The sequence below is a fragment of the Natrinema versiforme JCM 10478 genome (assembly GCF_000337195.1).
Taxonomy (GTDB): domain Archaea; phylum Halobacteriota; class Halobacteria; order Halobacteriales; family Natrialbaceae; genus Natrinema; species Natrinema versiforme.
On record NZ_AOID01000022.1, the window covers coordinates 51,495 to 71,754 of the forward strand.

Here is a 20,260-nt window from a genome sequence, read left to right on the forward strand (position 1 = left end):
TGATTTTTGACACTGCCTTGGGGACACAGCCACGAGTCCGGTAATCGATTGGGACCCATCTCTTGATTCTGTGTTGTAATTTGACCTCTGATTGTTCTAGCACATCAGACCGTATCGGCCCAAATCAGTTCATTCGGAGACCGGATCAGTAAACAGATCCGCAGCCCCCGATATCCCCGACAACGCATCAGCAGCCAGCACCGCAGCCCCGCCGGTCCACGTCGGCCGCTCGCCGGGCCAGAACGCCTCGTCCTCGAACTGGTAGCCCGTCCAGAAGACCCCCTCGTCGTCGGTCCACTGGAACAGCCACTCGTAGATCTCACGCGCACGCTCCACCCGCCCCACCGCGGCAAGTGAAACCACGAGTTCGCAGGACTCGGCGACGGTCACCCACGGCTCGTCCGCGACGCAGCGACAGCCCAAGCCCTCCTCGAGAAAGCGATCCATCCCGTCTGCGAGCCGCTCTTGCGCCGGGTCGCCGGTCACCACGCCACAGAGGACCGGATAGAACCAGTCCATCGCGTAGCGGGACTTGCTCTCCCACGTGCGGTCGAACCGGTCGGGTCGCTCGCGGATCGCCGCCCCGAGTCGGGTGCGGGCCTCGAGCCACCGGTCTCGAGCGGCGGCGTGCTCGAGTTCGGCCGCGATGGCCGCCCCGCAGGCCAGGCTCTTGTACAGCGAGGCGCAGCCGGCGATCAGGGCGTCCTCGTAGACCGCGCCGTCCGCGCCGACGGTCCAGTAGATTTCGCCGGTCGGGGCCTGCTGGCGGCACGCGAACGCGAGGGCGTCCCGAACCGTGGGCCACAGCGACTCGAGGAAGTCCCGGTCGCCGGTACACAGGTAGTGGTGCCACGCGCCGACGGCGACGTAGGCGCTCCGGTGGGTCTCCTTGCGCGGCTCGTCGCCGTCGTGGGCACCCTCCTCGCCGTCGGCGTCGCCGTAGGTCGCCCACAGCGCGCCGTCGTCGTGCTGGGCGTCGGCGATCCAGCGGTAGGCGCGTTCGGCGGCCTCGCGGCGGCCGGCGACCGACAGCGCCATCGCGCTCTCGACGTGATCCCACGGGTCCGCCGGCCCGTCGGGGTACCAGCAAATGAGCCCGTCCGATCGCTGCACCCGCTGGATGTAGTCGACCGCGGGCTCGAGCCCCCAGTCCGAAAGCGACGCCCGCGACGGGCCGTCGCTCACGCCTGCCCCTCCAACTCGAAGTAGTAGACGACGCTCTTGCCCAGCGCGGGATCGAGCGCCCGCTCGAGCAGCCGCACCGGCCGCGGCGATTCCAGCACGTCCCACTCGAGGAAGCGGTCGTAGGCCCGCAGGGGCAGCGGCGGCTCGCCGCGCTCGTCGCGGTCCCACCAGAGGCACTTCAGCCACCAGTACGGCGAGTGCAGCGCGTGGGCGAAGTGACTGTCAACTCGCCGAAACCCGCGCCGTTCGACGGCGGCCCGCAACTCCTCGCGGTCAAAGATGCGGACGTGCCCGCCCTCGACCGCGTGGTACTCGTCCGAGAGCGCCCAGCAAACCCGTTCGGGCCCCTCCCGCGGGACGCTGACCGCGAGCGTTCCCCCCGGCGCACAGACTCGACGCAGTTCGTCGATCGCGGACTCGTAGTCGGGCAGATGTTCCAAGACCTCGGTACAGCAGACGACGTCGAACGCGCCGTCCGCGAAGGGGAGCCGGAGCGCGTCGCCGGACAGAAAGGTGACCGGCACGTCCGTCTCCGGGGCGATGTACTCCTCGTAGTCTTCCCGGGCCGCCTCCAGGTTGTTCCGTCCGAGGTCGAGGCCGACGACCTCCGCGACGTTCTCGAGGGCGGCGGCGTGGACGTGTCGGCCCTCGCCACAGCCCACGTCGAGGACGCGCATGCCCGGCGTCAATGTCAGCCGGTCGAAATCGATCGTCTCCATCTCAGGCCCCGCTCCCCTGCGTTTCGATCGCGTCGCGGTACGTGCGAACCGTCTCCCGGGCGGCCTGTTCCCAGTCGAACTCCTCGACGATGCGCTCCCGACCCCGCTCGCTGAGTTGCCGGCGGCGCTCGTCGTCCGCGAGCAGGTCGCCGATTGCCTCGGCCAGCGCGTCGGAATCGCCCGGTTCCACGAGGACGCCGGCGTCGCCGACCACCTCCGGGAGGCCGCCGCCGGTGGTCGCCACCACCGGCACGCCACAGGCGAGCGCCTCGCCCGCGGGGAGGCCGAAGCCCTCGTAGATCGAGGGGACGACGGCCACGTCGGCGGTCCCGTAGAGCTCGACCATCCGCTCGTAGCTGATCTCGCTGTGGGTCTCGATCGCGTCCGCGATGCCCAGTTCCGAGACGAGTTGGTCGCAGTCGCCGCCCTCGTCGAACTCGCCGACAACGACCAGTTCGGCGTCGATCGAGTCCCGAACGGCCGCGAACGCCTCGAGCAGGTGCCGCGTCCCCTTTAGGGGAACGTCGGCGCTGACCGTCGTCATCACGCGCGGGCGATCGGCGCTCCGATCGACGGGCTCGAACAGGTCGGTGTCGATGCCGTTGTGGACGACGCGGATCGCGTCGGGGTCGGCACCGAAATCGGTGACGGTGCGGCGTTTGGCCGACTCGGAGACGGTCAGGACGTGGGGTAGCTCTCGGACCACCTCGCGTTGCATCCGGAGGAACCGGTACCACCGGCGGATCAACAGCCGCTCGCCCCAGTCGTCGGCCGCGGCGAGGTCGGCGTCGCGGTCGACGGTGATCGGGTGGTGGACCGTCGCCACGACGGGGTGGCCCCGCTCGCGGAGCGTGTGGAGGCCGTGACAGAGCGACTGGTTGTCGTGGATCACGTCGTACTCGGGCTCACACTCCTCGAAGTAGTCGACGACCTGCCGCCCGAAGACGTAGGGGTCCGGAAAGCCGCCGGTGAGCGCGCTCAGCCATTCGTATAGCGCGAGCGGGTCGCGGAGATAGGATGCTTCGAACTGCCCCAGCCGATCGAGTTCGTCGACGACGTTCTCGCCGGGCAGTTTCACCAGCCCCACGTCGTCGTTGAGTTCGGGGTAGGGCTTCCCCGAAATCACGTCCACGGAGTGGCCGAGGTCGGTCAGTGCTCGGCTCAGGTATTTCACGTAGACACCTTGCCCACCCGAATACGGGTTGGAGCGATAACTCAGGAGACAGATATCGAGCGGATCGTCGGGACGACGCTCCGCCTCGGATGACGGCACCGACGACGACTCCGTCGGTCCCGCGGCGGTCGTTCCCGTCGCCGACGCGGACGAAGAAATCACGCTCCCCGGGAGAAGCCGTCTCAGCGTACCAGTGACCATCGCAGTCTATCCTCTATGTGTGGGCACTCCCCTATAAACCTCCCGCTCGTGTACTGTTTCTTGATACTGTTCGATCCCGAGATGTAGTCGCGATCGGTATCAGCCTCATGCCGCGAAACCGCCCGAGACGCGCTCGAGCGGGCGTCTCGGCCGAACCAATTACAATCGGTGAGCGAACGTTCCGCGGCGGGTCGTTCGGTTTCGTATCAATACTGAAACTAATTCGGGGTCGGGTTGACCCTCGCGTCGCTCGGTCGCTCGTTATCGCGCGTCTCGGCGCATGGCGATCTCGAACCACGGGCAGAGGCGGAGCTGTCGGTACCACTCCGGGTTCGAGTGGAGTCGCTCGTAGGGGACCCACATCAGGCCGGCGACCTCCTCCTCGTTCGGATCGAGGCTGCGGTCGGTCAGGGTCACTTGCAGGACGGCACAGACCTCGTGCTCGACGCCCGCGTTCTCGAAGTAGCGCTTGTACTCGAAGCGGTCGGTCACTTCCAGATCGTCGTACTGGTCGGGCGTGATCCCCAGTTCCTCTTCGAGGCGCTCTCGAGTCGCCTCCTCCTGGCTCTGGCCCTCGACGGGGTGGGAGGCGACGGTGCCGTCCCAGTGGGTGCCCCACAGGCGCTTGCCCGGCGCTCGCTGGGCGAGCAGGACGTTCCCCTCGCCGTCGAAGACGATCGAGGTAAAGGCGCGGTGGCGGATGCCATCGCCCGTGTGGGCGTCGAGTCGGTTGACTAACTCGAGTTCGGTGTCGTCGGCGTCGACGGCGATTACGTCCTGTCCCGCGTTCTCGTGTTGCAGGTCCTCCTCCGGCGTGCTCATATCCTCACAATTACGACGGCTCTTGAAACCAGTATCGTCTCGTCGCGGGTGTTTCGAATCGATAGCGTCGATGACTACGACGGTCCCGTCCCCTCGAGCGGCCACAGTTCCCCGTCGTCCGGATCCGGCTGATACCCCTCGCCGACCGGGATTTCGAGGGCGTTCGGGGTCGTCTCGAGATGAAGCGTCTCCGCTTCGAGCATCTCGCCGTCGAGACTGAACTCGATCGAATCCTCGCGGCTGTCGATCGTGAGCGACGGGGTCCGCCGGCGGACGATGTGCGTGCTCTCCTGACCGAACAGCCGCTCGAGTGCCGCGCCGCTGACCAGGTTCGCAGTCGCGGCGTCCTCGACGATCGTGACCTCGAGCAGGCCGTCCTCGACGTGGGCCTGTGCGGTTCGCGCGCCGGTAAAGCGCCGACAGTTGCCGATGAGGACGAACAGCGCCTCGCCCTCCCACGCCCGCGCCGTCTCGCCGTCCGGCCCCGCGGCCGTCTCCACCCGGAGCGGGAGCGAGTCGAACTCGCCGACCGTCTCAAGCGTGTTCTTCACGTACGCGAGCACGCCCAACTCCGCCTTGCTCTCCGAAGACGTCTCGCTGCTCGCTTCGGCGGTGACCCCGCCGACACAGGAGTTGACGAACACCCGACCGTTCGCCGCGCCGATATCGAGCTCCCGCCGCCGGCCGTCTTCGATGACGGTAAAGGTGTGTTCGATCCCCTGAACCCCGATATTCGCCGCGAAGTTGTTGCCCGTCCCCGCGGGAACGACCGCGACGGTGGTCGTCTCGAGTGCGTCCGCCGCGGCAACGCCGTTGACGACGCCGTTGAGCGTTCCGTCGCCACCGGCCGCGGCAACGAGGTCGGCGTCGGGGGCAGCCTCGCGGGCGAGCCGTTTCGCGTCGCCGCTTTCCTCGGTCGTTCGAACCTCGAACCCGTGGTCGGCTGCGAGTGCGGCGACGTCGTCGACGTGATCCCCGCTGCCGCTGACGGGGTTGAGAACGAGAACGCGATCGCTCGCCTCGGGGGATGCCATACTACAGCCCATGCCGGCCGCATCCAAAAGGATCTGGCCGGCGTTTGCCCCAGTATGTACGCGGTCGACCTCCACGCGCATACGCGATTCTTCCACGGCCGGCGCTCGCTCGGCGACCGATTCGACCCGCTCGGTGTCAGACTGCTCGCCGAAGCGGCCGACCGGCGCGGCCTCGACGGCGTCGCGACGACCAACCACGACTATTACACGGCGTTCGATCCGTCTCCCGACATCGAGACGCTGCCGGGAATCGAGATCACGACCGACCGGGGTCACGTCCTCGTCGTGGGGCCGGACCCGCCCGCGGCGACGAAACCCGGGGCACTCTCCCCCGAGGAAGCGGTCGCGCTGGCACACGACCGTGACTGCGCCGCGATCGTCGCCCACCCGTTCCGGAACAGTACGGTACGCGAACTCGAGGCCGTGCCATTCGACGCGATCGAAGTCAATGGTAAACACCCCCGGTCGCGGCCGCTGGTCGAGCAGTTGGCCGAGGAACGAGATCTCCCGCTGGTCGGCGGCAGCGACGCTCACTACCCCTTCGAGGTGGGGCGAGCGTACACGGTCGTCGAGGCCGACCGGCTCACGCCCGCGTCGATCGTGGCGGCGATCCGCGACGGCCGGGTGAGCGCGACCGTCTCCCGGTCGGGATTCGATAGCCTGCTGCGGCGGGCCTATCGGGCGATCCACGACCGCAAAGGGGTGATCGACGCGATCGACCGCCCGACCCCGGGCGTGGGCAAACCGCCCGGCGAGGACGACAAACCGGTCGAATAGTAACAGAAGGAAGTAGCGACGGACGACCCCTGTCAGCCGAGCTCTTCGTCCAGAATCAGCCGCGTCTTCGTGCTCACGACCTCCTCCTGATCGCGGGCTTTCGTAATGAGATCGTTGACCCCGCGCGTGTCGGCGGCGTCGACCACGAGGACCACGTCTTGCTCGCCCGAGACCATCCAGACGAAGTCGACCTCGTCCCACTCGGCCATCCGCTCGGAGACCCCTTTCGTGTCGACATCGACCGCAACGCTGATCTCGAGCATGGCTTGGACGTTTCCGGTCCGGGTCGAGATAGTAAAGCGTTCGATGACGTCGTCGTCCATCATGCGCTCGACGCGGTTGCGGACGGTCCCCTCGCTTGTCCCCACCTCGTCGGCGATCTCGGTGTACGGCGTCCGGGAGTCTCGCCGGAGGATATCGAGGATCTGTCGGTCCAGGTCGTCCATGGAGATGCGTACCTACGGGTGACCCGCACTTACCGATTACGAAAATCGTAACTGAGCTTCGAAGACAACACTTATGATGGTCCATCCGATACGTAGATCGTAATGATGGAAGCCTACGTCGCACTGGAAGGCGGTCACGTACTCGAGGGGCGTGGCCGTGCCGAAGGGACGGCCCGCGGTGAACTCGTTTTCACAACAGCGTATACCGGCTACGAGGAGAGTCTCACGGACCCCTCCTACGAGGAGCAGATCCTGACCTTCTCGTACCCGCTGATCGGTAACTACGGCGTCCGCGAGGAGCGCTTCGAGGACGACCGCATCCACCCCCGCGCCGCGGTCGCCAAGGAGTTCACCGACGACATCGTCGACTGGTTCGAGCGCGAGGGAATCCCGGCGGTCGACCACCTCGACACCCGCGACGTCGTCACGGACATCCGCGACGGCGGCGCGATGAAGTGTGGCATCGCCGTCGGCGAGGACGTCACCGAGGAGGACGCTTTGGAGCAACTCGAACAGTGCAAGGCCATGAGCGACCACACGGACATCGGCGCACAGGTCAGCGTCGACGACCCCGAGGTCCACGGCGCGGACAACGACGGCGAGACCGTCGCCCTGATCGACTGCGGCGCGAAGGGCTCGATCATCAGCTCGCTGCTCGAGCGCGATGCGACGGTTCACGTGTTCCCCTACGACGCGGCCGTCGAGGATGTCGAGGCCGTCGACCCCGATCTCCTGTTCATCTCGAACGGCCCCGGCGACCCGGTCAACTTCGGCCAAGCGATCAGCCTCGTCGAGGCGTTCGTCGAGGACACGCCCGTCGCGGGCATCTGTCTCGGCCAGCAGATCGTCGCCGAGGCGCTGGGCGGCACCACCGAGAAGATGACCTTCGGCCACCGCGGCGTCAACCAGCCCGTCCTCGACCTCGAGTCCGGGCAGGTCGTCATGACCACCCAGAACCACGGCTACACGGTCGCCGAGCCGGGTGAGCACCTCGAGATCACCCAGATCAACGTCAACGACGACACGCCGGAAGGGATCGACGGCATCGAGTACGATGTCATCACCCGCCAGTACCATCCCGAAGCGAACCCCGGCCCCCACGATACCCTCGACTTCTTCGACGACGTGCTCGCCATGGCTTCCGGGCGAGCGGACACGCAGGCGGTTCCGGCCGACGACTGATTCGTAACGGATACCGCTGGTTTGACCGTCTCTTCTGCTGTGTCTACCGTTTCAACCGTTGCGGTTAGTTCGATTCGAACGAATAGCACCGTCAGTTTGACGCCCGTGCTCGAGGCATAACCCAGCGGCGGTGTTCAGATAAGGTTGAAGAAGTGAGACGTGGCGTTTTCAAAGTGTTCTATGCCCGAAAACGCACGCCTCAGTCATAGTATCGGCCNGGCGGTGTTCAGATAAGGTTGAAGAAGTGAGACGTGGCGTTTTCAAAGTGTTCTATGCCCGAAAACGCACGCCTCAGTCATAGTATCGGCCAGATTGACTTGGATTTTGTGGAGCGAGAGGCAACACCGCGACTGTTGATGAAGCTCAGTATTCAGCTTCATCTTGCTGGACTCTCGCTTTCGAATACTGTTCGCATTCTCGAGAGATTCGGTGTTGAACGAGCTCGATCCACCGTCCATAACTGGGTTCACAAAGCTGATCTACAGCCAAATTCTGGTCGGAATCCGGATCAGGTTGCGGTTGACGAGACCGTGATCCGACTCAACGATGAGCAGTATTGGCTGTATGCTGCGGTTGATCCCGAATCGAACGAATTACTCCATACACAGCTCGAACCGACCAGAACCAAAGTGATAGCGAGTTCATTCATTGCGGAACTACGCGAGAAACACAACGTCGACGACGCCGTGTTTCTCGTCGACGGCGACAAAGCACTGAACTACGCTTGCCAACGACATGATCTCGATTTCAGATACGAACGCCACGGAAATCGGAACAGCGTTGAACGTGTCTTTCGAGAGATAAAGCGACGAACCTCTTCGTTTTCAAACTCCTTCAGCAATGCGTACGCGGAAACAGCTGACGAGTGGCTCAGATCGTTCGCCTTTGCGTGGAATCAGCTTATCTGAACACGATGNCCTCTTCGTTTTCAAACTCCTTCAGCAATGCGTACGCGGAAACAGCTGACGAGTGGCTCAGATCGTTCGCCTTTGCGTGGAATCAGCTTATCTGAACACGATGAACCCAGCTGTCCAAACAGTTATAGGATACACAACACTATCGGCGAACGTGTTTCGGCTCCGCTACTGGCGGTCCCTCCTGGCCGACGATAGCTGGCGGTACGCGATCGTGGGCGGACTACTGGCGGTTCCGTTCGTGGCCCGTTCGTACCAGCGGACGGGGACGGGCCTCGAGTTCGAGTCGCTATTCGTCGCCGGACTGCTCGTCGGCTATTTTTTCCGCGGACCAACAGCAGCGGTCTCCCGAGTCGGCTCCCGAACCGGAGTCGTCGGTGCACTGCCGGCGCTGCTGTGGATGCTGTCGGATACGATCGTGTTCCTGTTCGCTGAACTCGGCTCGCCGTACGAATTTCGCCTCGTACAGTTCGGTTTCGTGATCATGTTCGGCATGATCGGCGTTCTCATCGCAGCCGTCACGGGAGCGATCGGCGCGCGGATCGGCAACTGGCTGCGCGGGAAATTCGGGGTCGACCAATCGACGGTCGTCGCGCAGTGAACCACTACGGGGCGTCGCTCGAGAGCGACCCGCGCCGGTCGACCGACGAGGGGGCTACGGAACGGTCTAGTTGCGGTCTGTGTCTCGAAAACGAGGTACTGATCCGCGGTAACGGTCAGAACTCGCCGCTGACGATCTCGGCCACGCGCTCGCGATCGAACAGCGTCGCATCCGCGAACGCGTCGGGGTAGATGTCCTTTGCGGCGCGTTCGGTATGGTAGTAGTTGATGATCGGCCCCTGATCGAGGTAGCCGGCATTGTAGACGGCCTCATCTTGGACCGCTTGGACCTCGTTCGCGACTGGGTCGTCCTGTAGTGGCTCGAGGACCGCTTCCCGAAACTCGGAGTCGGACTCTCCACCGTGGTTGCGCACCAGCAACACCTCGGGATCGATGTCGAGGAGCGTCTCCAGATCGAGTGTCCCTCTGTCAGTGTAGCTGTAGTGACCCACGTCGGTCTCGGCGAGCGCATCCGTCAGTCCGAGATCCCGCCACTGTTTGGTGCTGATCCCGCCGTCGTCGAATCGGAAGGGAAAGAACTCGAGGCCCGAACCGCTGGCCGGGTAGAGGAGCATCGCGTTCGGTCGCTCCTCGGCCGGCGGCAGTCGCTCGTCGATCGTCGTGAGCATGTCGTCGTGGAGGGCGACGTACGCCTCGTAGCGGTCTCGTGCCTGAAAGACTTCGGCCATCAACTCGAGGGCCTCGTAGAGGCTGTAGTAGCGGTAATCGTGCCACTCGTCGCTGTGGCGGCGAATGAAGTTGCCAAAGAAGGGCCCAAGCTCGTCCCTTACTTTATCCACGTCGGACTGCTCCCAGCCGTACCAGTGTGTCAGTATGTGTGGGTCGATGAAATGGGCGTCGGCGTTCATTTCGTAGAACAGTTCCCTGTCGACGCCGCCTTCGGTCAGCTCCACGACATCGTCCTCGTCGAACTCGATGCCGGGAAGTTCCTCGTACGCGTCGGTCCCGAACCGAGCGTGGTTCTGAATCCCGAGTGTCTGCCCGCCGCCGAGTGCAAACCCCATGTCCGCGTACGTCGGCAGCAACGCGGTCCACTCCTCGGGCGGGCCGTCGAATTCGACCTCGCCCATCGGCGCGATCGAGACCGTGTACGTCTCGCCGCTCGAGGTGTCCGTACCGCCGCCGCTGATACACCCCGCGAGGAGCATCCCGCCGGTGACGGCCCCCGAACCGATGAATTGCCGCCGCGTCGTTTCGCTCGATCTCATCGCCCCCAGATTTTTAGGCTGGCCTAAAAACAATATCGATTGCTCGGTCGTTGCACCAATTGGCGTCCAACCCTGTGTTACCGCCGTCGGAACCGTCGTCAGTCAGTTACGCTCCGTCGGTGACGATCTCGGCCACGCGCTGGCGGTCGAACAGTCGTTCGTCCTCGGGGATTTCGGGATAGGACTCGCCGGCCTCGTAGCCGGGCCACTCGCCGAACTGGTTGGGGTAGAGCTGCTTGGCCGTCATCTCGAGCTGGAACAGGTTCATGATCGGTCCCTGATACCGCATGCCGCTGGCGACGACCCGGTCGTTCTCGACCGCGGCCAGGTCGCTGCCCGCGGGGTCGGACGCCAGTTGCTCGCGAATGCCGTCGATGGAGTACTGCGACGTGATCCCCCAGACGTGGAGGATGACGTCCGGATCCGCCTCGAGCATCGTTTCGTAGCCGATGTTCCCCCAGTCGTCGTCCGGCCACTCGACGCTCTCGAGCGCGTCGTGTGCGCCGAGCGGTCGCGTTTCGGCCTGCCAGAAGCCGGGCGTGTTGAGGTGGTAGGTGTAGAAGATGTCGTCGGTGGCGTTGAACGTGACTCGAGCGACCGTCGGCCGGTCGCTCTCGGGGGGCAGGTTTGACTCGATGTGCGATCGGGTCTCCTCGTAGACCTCGTTGAGCGCCTCGTATCGGTCCGTTTCCTGAAAGACGGCGGCGACTGTTTCGAAGAGTTCCCAGAGCGTGTAGTACTCGTAGCTGTCGGCGTAGGCCTCGGCCGGCTCGCTTTGCACACCGCTGTGGTAGCTGCCGATCCACGGGCCGACTGCCCCGGCGATCTCGTCGATGTCTTCCTCGCTCCAGTCGGGCTGGGTCGTCAGAACGTAAGAGGGATCGAGGAAGTGGACGTCGCTCTCCGCGTTGTAGAGTTGTTCCTTCGTTACGCCGCCGGTGAGCGGGTTCTCGAGACCCTCCCACTCGAACGCATCGACGCCCTCGAGCCGGTCGTAGAACTTGTTCATCGTCGTCCCGGACATCTCCGGAGCGAAGAGCGTCTGGACCGCGTCGCCGTGGCCGAGCGCGACCGCCATGTCGGCGTACTGCGTGAACGTGACGAAGGCGTTCTCCGGGACGCCGTCGAACTCGACCTCGCCCATGGGTGCCATCGACACCGTATATGAGTCGCCTTCGCTCGAGTCGTCACCGCTCCCGTCGATACAGCCGGCCAGGGCCGCACTCCCGACTGCGACCCCCGTTCCGAGGAATCCCCGCCGCGTTCGATCGAACCGTTTTGATCCGTCCATATGGTTTAGGTGAACCTAATAATCTAAAAACCGTTCGATTGAGCCGCCCGAAAACCGACGCACCTGTCGTGGGTCTCGTGGCGTGTTCGTGAACCAGTGCCGATCGACGCGGTTACTCGGCGAACGCGTACGTCACGGTCGTACTGGCGCTTACGCTGACCGGATCGGCCTCGATCTCCGTGGGCGGTGCCGCGCCGCTGCTCGCGTCATCACTGGCGACGGCCTCCTGTACCGGCTGGATCTGCACGTCGCCGGTGGTCACCGCTGTCGTCCCCTCGAGTGAGACCCCGCGGTTGTCGGCGATGTGGGAGGCCTCCTCGTCGGCATTTGCCAGCGCGGCGTCGATCGCGTCCTTCCGCAGCGCCGAGCGGGTCTCCTCTTGGAGCGTGAAACTCACCCGACCGATGTCGTCGGCACCGGCCTCGACCGACGCGTCGATGACCTCGCCCACGCGGCCGACATCGGTGAGCGTCACTTCGAAGGAGTGCGAGCCCTCGAACCCTTCCGCGTCTCGGCCGTGTCTCGGGTGGACCCGATACCGGCCTTCCTCGATGTTCTCTGCGGGGATGCCGAGTTCGTCGAACGTCCCGCGAAGCTGCTCGGCCCCCGTGGCCAGTTCGTCGGTCACGGCGTCGGCACTCTCGCCGGTGGCCTCCACGCCGACGCTGACGATCGCCCGGTCCGGGTCGGCGTCGACCTCGCCGCTCGCGCTGACCGTGATCTCGCCGGCGGCCGCGGTCGTGTCGGCGTCCGAGTCTGGCTCCGCGGAGTCGGTACTACTGAGGGGATTACTCGCACAGCCCGCAACCGCCGCTGTCAGGCCGATACTCGAGGCCGCGAGGAATTGTCGTCGATCCATAGCTAACCGATCGCCGGGAACGGAAAAAAGCCCACCCCAAGCTCAAAGGGGTCTTTCACTCTCGCACGGCCGAGCTGTCGGGAACCCCGCCGAAGACGTTCGGGGAAACTGGGAGTGCGGTTCCGGCAGTCGAAGACGATAATGGACGGAACCGTCGAAGCCGCGGCCGAGATCGATGCCGTCGAGAGCGTCGACGAACTGATCGGCGAGACGCCCCTGATTCGACTGGACGGCTTCGCCGACAACTGCTACGGAAAGATCGAGTCGCACAACCCCTACTCGGTCAAGGACCGCATTGCGCGGGCGATCATCGACGCCGCCGAGGAAGACGGCGCGCTCGAGTCCGGCGGCACCGTCGTCGAATCGACCAGCGGCAACACGGGGATCGGGCTGGCCGCCGTGTCGGCCGCCCGGGGCTACGACTGCGTGCTGACGATGCCGTCCTCGATGTCGACGGAGCGCCGCCAACTCCTGCGAGCGTTGGGAGCCGACCTCGAGTTGACGCCCGCCGAGGACGGGATGGGCGGCGCGAACGAGCGCGCCGCGGAACTGGTCGCCGACCACGAGGACGCGGTCCTCGCCCGGCAGTTCGAGAACGAGGCCAACCCCGCGGCCCACCGCGAGACCACGGGGCCGGAGATCTGGGATGCGACCGACGGCCAGGTCGACGCAATTGTCGCCGGCGTCGGTACCGGCGGGACGATCACTGGAATCTCGGAGTACATTAAGGAGGAGCGAGGGAAAAGCGGGTTCACGTCGGTCGCGGTCGAACCCGCCGAGTCGCCAACCCTCTCGGAACTGAGTTCGGACGGCCACGACATCCAGGGGATCGGTCCCGGATTCGTACCGGATATCCTCCGGACCGAACTCGTCGACGAGACCCGCGCCGTCGAGGCGTCCGCCGCGAAAGCCGCGGCCCGAAAACTGGGCCGCGACGACGGGCTGTTGGTCGGCATCTCCGCGGGCGCTGCGCTGGCCGCCGCCGCCGACTACGCGACCGAGCACCCGGACGAACTGACCGTCGTCGTCCTCCCGGACACCGGCGAACGCTACCTCTCGACCGACCTCTACGACCTCGAGTAGCTCGACAGGCGGTCGGTCCAGTGATGTTGTCGCCCCGAACTCTCGACAGCGGTGATAGGTATCGCCGTCCTGACTCTCCGTGTTCCGGAAATCGGGGAATATCCAAGTGGCTCGAGAACGTACCACACGGTGATGGAGCTCTGGGGCTGGCTCATCGGCTACGTCGCGTTGTTCGCCCTCTTGCACCTGTTACTGTACTACCTATACGTCCGGCGCGACGACGGGGACAGCGACCGCGCGCCCTCCTTTGCCGACCCCGACCGCGCGAGCGTGCGGTCCTCGCCCGGTCCCGACCGGTATCCTCGCGCGCCCGACGATATCAGCGACACCGAGTGGGGAGACGAGGACCGCGACCCCGACCTCGACGGGGAGACGATCCGGTGTCCCCACTGCGGCGCGCAAAACAAGGCCGATCAGACGTTCACGTACTGCTGGAACTGCATCTCGGGACTGCGGCAGTGACGGGGGCTCGAGCGTTCCGCATCACTGCTTTCCTATCTGTATCACACAGTTCGTTCTCTTTGGAGAGAAAGACATCCCAATTGAGTGGTATATGCGTTCGATCTGACGAGTTCGACCAGTAATGAACGATTACGCTTTTGGTCTCCAAACAGAGAGTGGGAGGTGACGACCGCTATGTACGGACACGCTTCCCCCGCCTCGCAGTCTCGCTCTCCACCCCTGTATCGCGCCTCCCACGACCCGAACGGGCCGGCGACGCTCAGCACGACCGTCGTTCACGCGCTTGCCGACTGTCTGGGCGTCGACGTAACCGACAGCCGCATCTCGCTGTACGACACCGTCGATCCGGATGCCCTAGACGCGCTCTTTCGGCCGCGCCACGACGGCTCGCCGCGGGCCGGCGGCACACTGACCTTCGTCGTCGAGGACCACCACGTGACCGTCCACGGGGACGGCGAGATTCTGATCGAACCGCCCGCGCGGCGCTGACGCCCCGAGTCTTCTTCTGACGCGAGTCGTTTGCTCACCGCGAAAATCGCAACTATGCTGAGAGGTCGGCTGCGAGTCGCTTGAGGTGATCGACCCCGACGACGGCGACTACGTCGCCCGGCTCCGAGCGGATCGCCTCGAGCCGCTCGACCATGCAGTGTTCGCGCGTGTCGTCCCGGTAGGTGAGCGCGCTCCCGTCCGTCTCGACGCTGCCGAGCAGCGCCTGCACGCCGGCGACGTGCGAGCGCTCGTGGCTGGCTTGCTGTGCCGGTGCGTCCTCGGGGTCGCAGTCGTACTCGACCTGCTCTCCGGGAGCGACGGTCATCGAAGTCGCGTGGGTGAGCGTCGCGGCGACCCGGCAGGCGAGGGCCTCGCGGGTCGCGCCGCCGACGCTCGAGAGGACGCGCCGGGCCGTCGCGGGCGAGACGCGGTCGGCGACCAGCCGCGCCACGAGCCGCCGGAGGAACGACCAGTTCGGTGCGTCGATCCCGACGTGGTCGGCGTCGGGAGCGGCGCGGATCGCCGCGCTCATCTCGCCGCCGAACCGTGGCGGCGTCAGGTCCTCAGTATCACCATCGCGGGCGTAGACGCGATACAGCGGCATCGCGACGGGCGGCAGTTCGAGGGCGAGCGTCTCCGGGTCGACGCGCTCGAGGACGCGCTCGACGCGGGCGATGCTGGCAGGGTGGTCGTGGACGACGCCGAGGAGAACGAGGTCGCCGGCGTCGCCGGCGAGCCGGCGACAGAACTGGGGCGTGATCCGCGGGTCGTCGAACGATTCGGGAAAGGGCGGGGACTCGTCCATTGCTCGAGTGGTAATACGAGACTACCGGCATAACCCTTCTGTTGTCTTGACTCGGCTCCGAGTCAGGGTTTGACGGCGGATCACCGCCGACTGAGAACCGTTGCGGCCGCACAAATCGTTCGTTATCTCGCCGACGATTCCGCCAGTCGGCGACGGAACAGACTCCTGATCGCGCTGACGGAGGCGACCGCGGTAGCATCCAATATAAACGCACCGTCCGGACGTTCGATTGGGAACGAGTGACGATCGAACACCGACGGCGATAATCGTCGCCACCGTCTCTCACTACGGCGGTTTTAGTCATCAAATCTGTCTCCCGGTCGTCGCTGCGGGCAAAGCGATTCAGAAAGCTTTATGTAGAATCACAATCAATCGTTCGCTCGACTATGAGTCAGCGAATGCAGCAGGGGCAGCCGATGATCGTAATGAGCGAGGACTCCCAGCGCGTCAAGGACAAGGACGCGCAGGATTACAACATCAGCGCCGCCCGTGCGGTCGCTGAAGCCGTCCAGTCCACGCTCGGTCCGAAGGGCATGGACAAGATGCTCGTCGACTCCATGGGATCGGTGACGATCACCAACGACGGCGTCACCATCCTCAAGGAGATGGACATCGACAACCCGACGGCCGAGATGATCATCGAGGTCGCCGAAACGCAGGAAGACGAGGCCGGCGACGGCACCACGACCGCCGTCGCGATCGCCGGTGAACTCCTCAAGAACGCCGAGGACCTCCTCGAGCAGGACATCCACCCGACGGCGATCATCAAGGGCTTCCACCTCGCCAGCGAGCAGGCTCGCGAGGAGATCGACGATATCGCGACCGATATCGACACCAGCGACGAGGACCTCCTCAAGAAGACAGCCGAAACCTCGATGACCGGCAAGGGCACCGAGGTCAACAAGGAGCACCTCGCCCAGCTGATCGTCGAGGCCATCCGACAGGTCACCGTCGAGGACGAGAACGGCGACAACGTCGTCGACCTCGAGTTCCTCAACATCGAGACCCAGACCGGCCGCAGCGCCGGCGAGTCCGACCTCCTCGAGGGCGGCATCGTCGACAAGGACCCCGTCCACGACAACATGCCCCGCTCGGCTGAAGACGCCGACATCCTCCTCCTGAACGAGGCCATCGAGGTCGAGGAGACCGACGTCGACACCGAAGTCTCCGTCACCGACCCCGACCAGCTCCAGAAGTTCCTCGACCGCGAAGAGAAACAGCTCCGCGAGAAGGTCGACAAGATCGCCGACCTCGGCGCTGACGTCGTCTTCTGCCAGAAGGGCATCGACGACCTCGCACAGCACTACCTCGCCAAGGAAGGCATCCTCGCAGTCCGCCGCGCCAAGAAGTCCGACCTCGAGTTCCTCTCGGAAGTCGTCGGCGCGTCGATCGTCTCCGACCTCGAGGCCGCGACCGAAGCGGACCTCGGCTTCGGCGACGTCACCCGCGACGAGGAAGACGAGCTGTTCTACGTCGAGGGCGAGGACGCCCACGGCGTCACCCTCCTGCTCCGTGGCTCGACCGACCACGTCGTCGACGAACTCGAGCGCGGCGTCAACGACGCGCTCGATGTCGTCGCACAGACCGTCTCCGACGGCCGCGTCCTCGCGGGCGGCGGCGCAATCGAAGTCGAACTCGCCTCGCGCCTGCGAGACTTCGCCGACTCCGTCTCCGGCCGCGAGCAACTGGCCGTCGAAGCCTTCGCCGACTCGCTCGAACTCGTCCCGCGCGTGCTCGCCGGGAACGCGGGTCTCGACTCGATCGACACGCTGGTCGACCTGCGTGCGGCCCACGACGACGGCGACGTTACGGCCGGCCTGAACGTCTTCTCGGGCGATGTCGAGGACACCTTCGAGGCCGGCGTCGTCGAACCGGCCCACGCCAAGGAACAGGCCGTCACCTCCGCTGCTGAGGCCGCGAACCTCGTGCTCAAAATCGACGACATCATCTCCGCCGGCGACCTGTCGACCGACAAGGGCGACGATGAGGCCGGCGGCCCCGGCGGTGCGCCCGGCGGCATGGGCGGCATGGGCGGTGGCATGGGCGGCATGATGTAGAACTAAATTTTGCTCTGTAGGCGCGGCTTCGCCGCGCCCTCGGCAAAATTTAGTATAAAAGCACTCCTCGCTCCCGACGGTCGCTCGTCGGCCCGAACGCGGCTTCGCCGCGTTCGGTGAACGGCGTCGCTCGGGTTCTTCGAACCGCTCACTCGCCGATGCCCGTCAGAAGGGGATTCGAGTAGCCGATCCGATCGCGACGGTGTTGTGCGTTTGTGCTGACTGGTTCCGTCACGAGCGACTGTTCTCACCGCCCGAAATCGTATTTGGTTTACGGGCCGAACCGGTACCGGCTCGGCAGTGAGTTCTCACGAGGACGAAACGCCGTTCGACGCCTACCGGGAGGACGTTGAGCGGCCGCTCTCGAGATTGTTTCGCGAGTACGCGCCCGGCCGACTCGGCTGGTTCTCGGCGGGGATGGTCGCGAACTTCGTCGCGCGGATGGCGAGTCTGGTCCCGCCGCTGTTGCTCGGCGTCGCGATCGATGCGATCTTCGTCGGTGAGAGCGCGTTCGAACTGCCGATCGTCCCGAACGCGTGGCTGCCGACCGACCAGCTAGCACAGTTCTGGTTTACGATCACCACCGTCGCCGTTTCCTTTCTCGTCGTCGCCCTCTTCACCTGGATCTACGGCGTCACCGCCAACCTGTTCGCCCACGGCGTGATGCACGCGGTCCGGGTCGACTCCTTCGAGAAAATGCAACGGCTGGACATGACCTTCTTCGACGACAAGGAGACCGGCGAGGTCATGGCGGTGCTGAACAACGACACCCAGAACCTCGAGATGTTTCTGGACAACGCCCTGATGAACTCCGCGCGGCTGCTGGTGATGGTCGGTGGGATCGCCGGCGTCCTCTTCTATCTCAACTGGCAGTTGGCGCTCATCACTCTCGTCGCAATCCCGGCGATGGTCGGCTTTACGATCTGGTTCATGCGCGCCGTCGAGCCCCGGTACGCCCGCCAGCGCTCCGCGGTCGGGTGGCTCAACACCCGCCTCGAGAACAGCCTCGCCGGCGTCGGCCTGACGAAGACGACCAACAGCGAGGGCTACGAGATCGACCGCGTTCGGCAGGCCTCGCGCCGGCTTTACGAGGATACGATGGCAGTGTTGCGACTCTCGTACTTCTACCGGCCGGGCATGGAACTGCTCGCCGGACTGGCCTTCGCCGGCACCTTCCTCGTCGGCGGCCTCTGGCTGACGACGGGGACCGCACCCGGCCCGCTCACTGGCACCCTCTCGGTCGGGGACTTCGTCGTCTTCCTGTTCATGACCCAGCGGATCGTCGCCCCGCTGGCCGAGGTCTCGAACATCGTCGACCAGTACGAGAACGCCAAGGCCTCGAGCGAGCGCGTCTTCGGGCTGATGGACATCCCCGTCTACGTCGCGGATCCGGCCGACTCGACGGCCATCGAGCCCGTCGAGGGCCGCGTCGAGTACGAGAACGTCACCTTCGGGTACGAGACGAGTGCCACACGGAGCGCCGACAGCGACGACGCGACGGCCTTCGAAGAGCCCGTACTCGAGGATGTCTCCTTCGCGGCCGAACCGGGCGAAACGGTCGCGTTCGTCGGTCCGACGGGGGCCGGGAAGTCGACGCTGCTCAAACTCCTGCTCCGGCTGTACGACGTGCAGGCGGGCTCGATCCGACTCGACGGCCACGACATCCGGGACGTGGCCCTCGCCGACCTCCGCTCGGCGGTCGGCTACGTGAGCCAGGACACGTTCCTCTTCGACGGCACCGTCGCCGACAATATCCGCTACGGCCACTTCGACGCGTCCGACGAGGCCGTTCGGGAGGCTGCGAAGGCCGCTCGAGCCCACGAGTTCATCACCGACCTCTCGGAGGGCTACGAGACCCGCGTCGGCGAGGAGGGGGTCAAGCTCTCGGGCGGCCAGCGCCAGCGGATCGCGCTCGCCCGCGCCGTCCTCACCGACCCCGAGGTGTTGATCCTCGACGAGGCGACCAGCGCCGTCGACACGAAGACCGAACTGCAGATCCAGCGCTCGATCGACCGGCTCACCGAGGATCGCACCACCCTCGTCATCGCTCACCGCCTCTCGACGATCCGGGAGGCAGACACCATCCTCGTCCTCGAGGACGGCGAGATCGTCGAGCGGGGCACCCACGAGGAATTACTCGCGGCCGACGGCGAGTACGCGACGCTGTGGACGGCCCAAGCCGGCGATCGCGAGGCGGCGGCCGACGCGCTGGTCGATAGACAGTCGTCTCCCGAGTAGCGTAGCGAACCGGAAAACGGTCGTCAGAACGGGTCGGGGCTCATACGGTTTACTGTAAGTCATTTACGGCGCAACCGCGACCCGGGCGGCGGTTGCGCCGGTAAATCGGTACAGCAATCCGTATCAGTCTTCTCTGACTTCGAGTTCGAACTGCTCGTTCTCGGAAACAGCGTTGAGAACGACGCTGGTGTTCGAGGCCTTGATGTCGGGGTCGGTCAGCAGCTGTTTGATCTGGTCGTTCATCCCGTCGGTGTCTTCGAACTTGCCGATGGCGATCACGTCGTAGTCGCCCGTGACCTCGTAGACGCTGGTCATCTGGCGGTGCTCTTTCAGCGTCTCGGTGACGTCGGGGAGCGCGTTCCCTTCGACCTGCAGTTGGATGACGGCGGTGACGTCGTAACCGACCGCGTCGTAATCGACCTTCGGTGTGTAGCCCTCGATCACGCCGTCGTCCTCGAGGTCGGAGAGGTGATTCGAGACCGTCGTGACCGACACGTCGAGGTCTTCGGCGAGGCTGCGCAGGCTCGCTCGACCGTCGCCCAGAAGTGCATTCACTAGTTTTGCATCGAGATTTTCGTACGTCATCACATCTATCCTCTCACTGAGGCCTTTAGAACTTTACGAATATGCAGTTTACCGGTGGTGAGAGAAGGTTTGCTTAGAACAGTAGTGTTTTAGTAGACGGGTTACGAG

The 20,260-nt window shown here is 65.0% G+C and carries 20 protein-coding genes; 9 read left to right on the top strand and 11 right to left on the bottom strand.

Translation table 11 applies throughout. The features are described 5' to 3' along the window. Nucleotides 1-129: 129 nt before the first annotated feature. The 5 genes from C489_RS06965 to C489_RS06985 form a co-directional block, all read right to left on the bottom strand. Complete coding sequence (locus C489_RS06965) at nt 130-1,185, bottom strand: prenyltransferase/squalene oxidase repeat-containing protein (RefSeq protein WP_006430483.1); 1,056 nt, start codon at nt 1,183-1,185, stop codon at nt 130-132. Further along, complete coding sequence (locus C489_RS06970; RefSeq protein WP_006430484.1) at nt 1,182-1,904, bottom strand: class I SAM-dependent methyltransferase; 723 nt, start codon at nt 1,902-1,904, stop codon at nt 1,182-1,184. The genes C489_RS06965 and C489_RS06970 overlap by 4 nt, the downstream gene beginning before the upstream one ends. Before the next feature lies 1 nt (nt 1,905). Further along, a complete protein-coding gene (locus tag C489_RS06975) occupies nt 1,906-3,279 on the bottom strand; it encodes a glycosyltransferase family 4 protein (RefSeq protein WP_006430485.1) in 1,374 nt (457 codons plus the stop codon). A 261-nt stretch (nt 3,280-3,540) separates the two neighbouring features. Beyond that, nucleotides 3,541-4,101, bottom strand: coding sequence for an NUDIX hydrolase (locus C489_RS06980; RefSeq protein ID WP_006430486.1), 561 nt, complete (start codon nt 4,099-4,101; stop codon nt 3,541-3,543). A gap of 74 nt (nt 4,102-4,175) precedes the next feature. After that, the gene (locus C489_RS06985) at nt 4,176-5,135 is read right to left on the bottom strand and encodes a diacylglycerol/lipid kinase family protein (RefSeq protein WP_006430487.1); all 960 of its coding nucleotides are present in this window, start codon (nt 5,133-5,135) and stop codon (nt 4,176-4,178) included. Nucleotides 5,136-5,189: 54 nt separating this feature from the next. Between C489_RS06985 and C489_RS06990 the strand changes: the two genes are divergently transcribed. Beyond that, on the top strand, nt 5,190-5,912 hold the full coding sequence (locus tag C489_RS06990; RefSeq protein WP_006430488.1) for a PHP domain-containing protein: 723 nt from the start codon (nt 5,190-5,192) through the stop codon (nt 5,910-5,912). 32 nt (nt 5,913-5,944) lie between these two features. Here C489_RS06990 and C489_RS06995 read toward each other — a convergent pair whose 3' ends face one another. Then, entirely contained in the window at nt 5,945-6,358 is a 414-nt protein-coding gene (locus C489_RS06995) for an Lrp/AsnC family transcriptional regulator (protein WP_006430489.1), read from the bottom strand. Nucleotides 6,359-6,460: 102 nt separating this feature from the next. Here C489_RS06995 and carA point away from each other — a divergent pair, with 102 nt between their 5' ends. The 3 genes from carA (at nt 6,461) to C489_RS07005 (ending at nt 9,055) form a co-directional block, all read left to right on the top strand. Then, entirely contained in the window at nt 6,461-7,540 is a 1,080-nt protein-coding gene (gene carA / locus C489_RS07000) for a glutamine-hydrolyzing carbamoyl-phosphate synthase small subunit (protein ID WP_006430490.1), read from the top strand. Between the two features lie 272 nt (nt 7,541-7,812). Beyond that, the gene (locus C489_RS20730) at nt 7,813-8,448 is read left to right on the top strand and encodes an IS6 family transposase (RefSeq protein WP_083902778.1); all 636 of its coding nucleotides are present in this window, start codon (nt 7,813-7,815) and stop codon (nt 8,446-8,448) included. Nucleotides 8,449-8,608: 160 nt separating this feature from the next. Further along, nucleotides 8,609-9,055 (top strand): DUF5518 domain-containing protein, encoded by a 447-nt coding sequence (locus C489_RS07005; protein ID WP_006430493.1) that lies wholly within the window; start codon nt 8,609-8,611, stop codon nt 9,053-9,055. Between the two features lie 115 nt (nt 9,056-9,170). On the opposite strand, the gene C489_RS07010 is transcribed toward C489_RS07005, so the two are convergent. The 3 genes from C489_RS07010 to C489_RS07020 all read right to left on the bottom strand — a co-directional run bounded on the left by C489_RS07010 (nt 9,171) and on the right by C489_RS07020 (nt 12,433). Then, complete coding sequence (locus C489_RS07010) at nt 9,171-10,145, bottom strand: ABC transporter substrate-binding protein (RefSeq protein WP_049890686.1); 975 nt, start codon at nt 10,143-10,145, stop codon at nt 9,171-9,173. Nucleotides 10,146-10,389: 244 nt separating this feature from the next. Next, complete coding sequence (locus tag C489_RS07015) at nt 10,390-11,574, bottom strand: ABC transporter substrate-binding protein (protein ID WP_006430496.1); 1,185 nt, start codon at nt 11,572-11,574, stop codon at nt 10,390-10,392. 112 nt (nt 11,575-11,686) lie between these two features. After that, nucleotides 11,687-12,433: an SIMPL domain-containing protein gene (locus C489_RS07020; protein WP_006430498.1), complete on the bottom strand. Its 747-nt coding sequence runs from the start codon at nt 12,431-12,433 to the stop codon at nt 11,687-11,689. Between the two features lie 141 nt (nt 12,434-12,574). Between C489_RS07020 and cysK the strand changes: the two genes are divergently transcribed. The 3 genes from cysK to C489_RS07035 all read left to right on the top strand — a co-directional run bounded on the left by cysK (nt 12,575) and on the right by C489_RS07035 (nt 14,467). Next, nucleotides 12,575-13,516 (top strand): cysteine synthase A, encoded by a 942-nt coding sequence (gene cysK, locus C489_RS07025; RefSeq protein ID WP_006430499.1) that lies wholly within the window; start codon nt 12,575-12,577, stop codon nt 13,514-13,516. A 132-nt stretch (nt 13,517-13,648) separates the two neighbouring features. After that, nucleotides 13,649-13,978: a DUF7577 domain-containing protein gene (locus C489_RS07030; RefSeq protein WP_006430501.1), complete on the top strand. Its 330-nt coding sequence runs from the start codon at nt 13,649-13,651 to the stop codon at nt 13,976-13,978. 174 nt (nt 13,979-14,152) lie between these two features. Continuing rightward, entirely contained in the window at nt 14,153-14,467 is a 315-nt protein-coding gene (locus C489_RS07035) for a HalOD1 output domain-containing protein (RefSeq protein WP_006430503.1), read from the top strand. 52 nt (nt 14,468-14,519) lie between these two features. Here C489_RS07035 and C489_RS07040 read toward each other — a convergent pair whose 3' ends face one another. After that, a complete protein-coding gene (locus tag C489_RS07040) occupies nt 14,520-15,272 on the bottom strand; it encodes a TraB/GumN family protein (RefSeq protein ID WP_006430505.1) in 753 nt (250 codons plus the stop codon). Nucleotides 15,273-15,658: 386 nt separating this feature from the next. Between C489_RS07040 and thsB the strand changes: the two genes are divergently transcribed. Together thsB and C489_RS07050 are read left to right on the top strand one after the other, a co-directional pair. Further along, on the top strand, nt 15,659-17,329 hold the full coding sequence (gene thsB, locus C489_RS07045) for a thermosome subunit beta (RefSeq protein WP_049890673.1): 1,671 nt from the start codon (nt 15,659-15,661) through the stop codon (nt 17,327-17,329). Between the two features lie 300 nt (nt 17,330-17,629). Then, the gene (locus C489_RS07050) at nt 17,630-19,567 is read left to right on the top strand and encodes an ABC transporter ATP-binding protein (protein WP_006430509.1); all 1,938 of its coding nucleotides are present in this window, start codon (nt 17,630-17,632) and stop codon (nt 19,565-19,567) included. 123 nt (nt 19,568-19,690) lie between these two features. On the opposite strand, the gene lrp is transcribed toward C489_RS07050, so the two are convergent. Continuing rightward, a complete protein-coding gene (gene lrp / locus C489_RS07055) occupies nt 19,691-20,152 on the bottom strand; it encodes an HTH-type transcriptional regulator Lrp (RefSeq protein WP_006430512.1) in 462 nt (153 codons plus the stop codon). Between the last annotated feature and the right edge of the window lie 108 nt (nt 20,153-20,260).

What these genes read in the sequence shown, in the direction of transcription:
- C489_RS06970 (WP_006430484.1), bottom strand. Translation starts at nt 1,904, where the DNA reads ATGGAGACGATCGATTTCGACCGGCTGACATTGACGCCGGGCATGCGC.
- C489_RS06975 (WP_006430485.1), bottom strand. Translation starts at nt 3,279, where the DNA reads ATGGTCACTGGTACGCTGAGACGGCTTCTCCCGGGGAGCGTGATTTCT.
- C489_RS06980 (WP_006430486.1), bottom strand. Translation starts at nt 4,101, where the DNA reads ATGAGCACGCCGGAGGAGGACCTGCAACACGAGAACGCGGGACAGGAC.
- C489_RS06985 (WP_006430487.1), bottom strand. Translation starts at nt 5,135, where the DNA reads ATGGCATCCCCCGAGGCGAGCGATCGCGTTCTCGTTCTCAACCCCGTC.
- C489_RS06990 (WP_006430488.1), top strand. Translation starts at nt 5,190, where the DNA reads ATGTACGCGGTCGACCTCCACGCGCATACGCGATTCTTCCACGGCCGG.
- C489_RS06995 (WP_006430489.1), bottom strand. Translation starts at nt 6,358, where the DNA reads ATGGACGACCTGGACCGACAGATCCTCGATATCCTCCGGCGAGACTCC.
- carA (WP_006430490.1), top strand. Translation starts at nt 6,461, where the DNA reads ATGATGGAAGCCTACGTCGCACTGGAAGGCGGTCACGTACTCGAGGGG.
- C489_RS20730 (WP_083902778.1), top strand. Translation starts at nt 7,813, where the DNA reads ATGCCCGAAAACGCACGCCTCAGTCATAGTATCGGCCAGATTGACTTG.
- C489_RS07010 (WP_049890686.1), bottom strand. Translation starts at nt 10,145, where the DNA reads ATGGGCGAGGTCGAATTCGACGGCCCGCCCGAGGAGTGGACCGCGTTG.
- C489_RS07015 (WP_006430496.1), bottom strand. Translation starts at nt 11,574, where the DNA reads ATGGACGGATCAAAACGGTTCGATCGAACGCGGCGGGGATTCCTCGGA.
- C489_RS07020 (WP_006430498.1), bottom strand. Translation starts at nt 12,433, where the DNA reads ATGGATCGACGACAATTCCTCGCGGCCTCGAGTATCGGCCTGACAGCG.
- cysK (WP_006430499.1), top strand. Translation starts at nt 12,575, where the DNA reads ATGGACGGAACCGTCGAAGCCGCGGCCGAGATCGATGCCGTCGAGAGC.
- C489_RS07030 (WP_006430501.1), top strand. Translation starts at nt 13,649, where the DNA reads ATGGAGCTCTGGGGCTGGCTCATCGGCTACGTCGCGTTGTTCGCCCTC.
- C489_RS07035 (WP_006430503.1), top strand. Translation starts at nt 14,153, where the DNA reads ATGTACGGACACGCTTCCCCCGCCTCGCAGTCTCGCTCTCCACCCCTG.
- C489_RS07040 (WP_006430505.1), bottom strand. Translation starts at nt 15,272, where the DNA reads ATGGACGAGTCCCCGCCCTTTCCCGAATCGTTCGACGACCCGCGGATC.
- thsB (WP_049890673.1), top strand. Translation starts at nt 15,659, where the DNA reads ATGAGTCAGCGAATGCAGCAGGGGCAGCCGATGATCGTAATGAGCGAG.
- lrp (WP_006430512.1), bottom strand. Translation starts at nt 20,152, where the DNA reads ATGACGTACGAAAATCTCGATGCAAAACTAGTGAATGCACTTCTGGGC.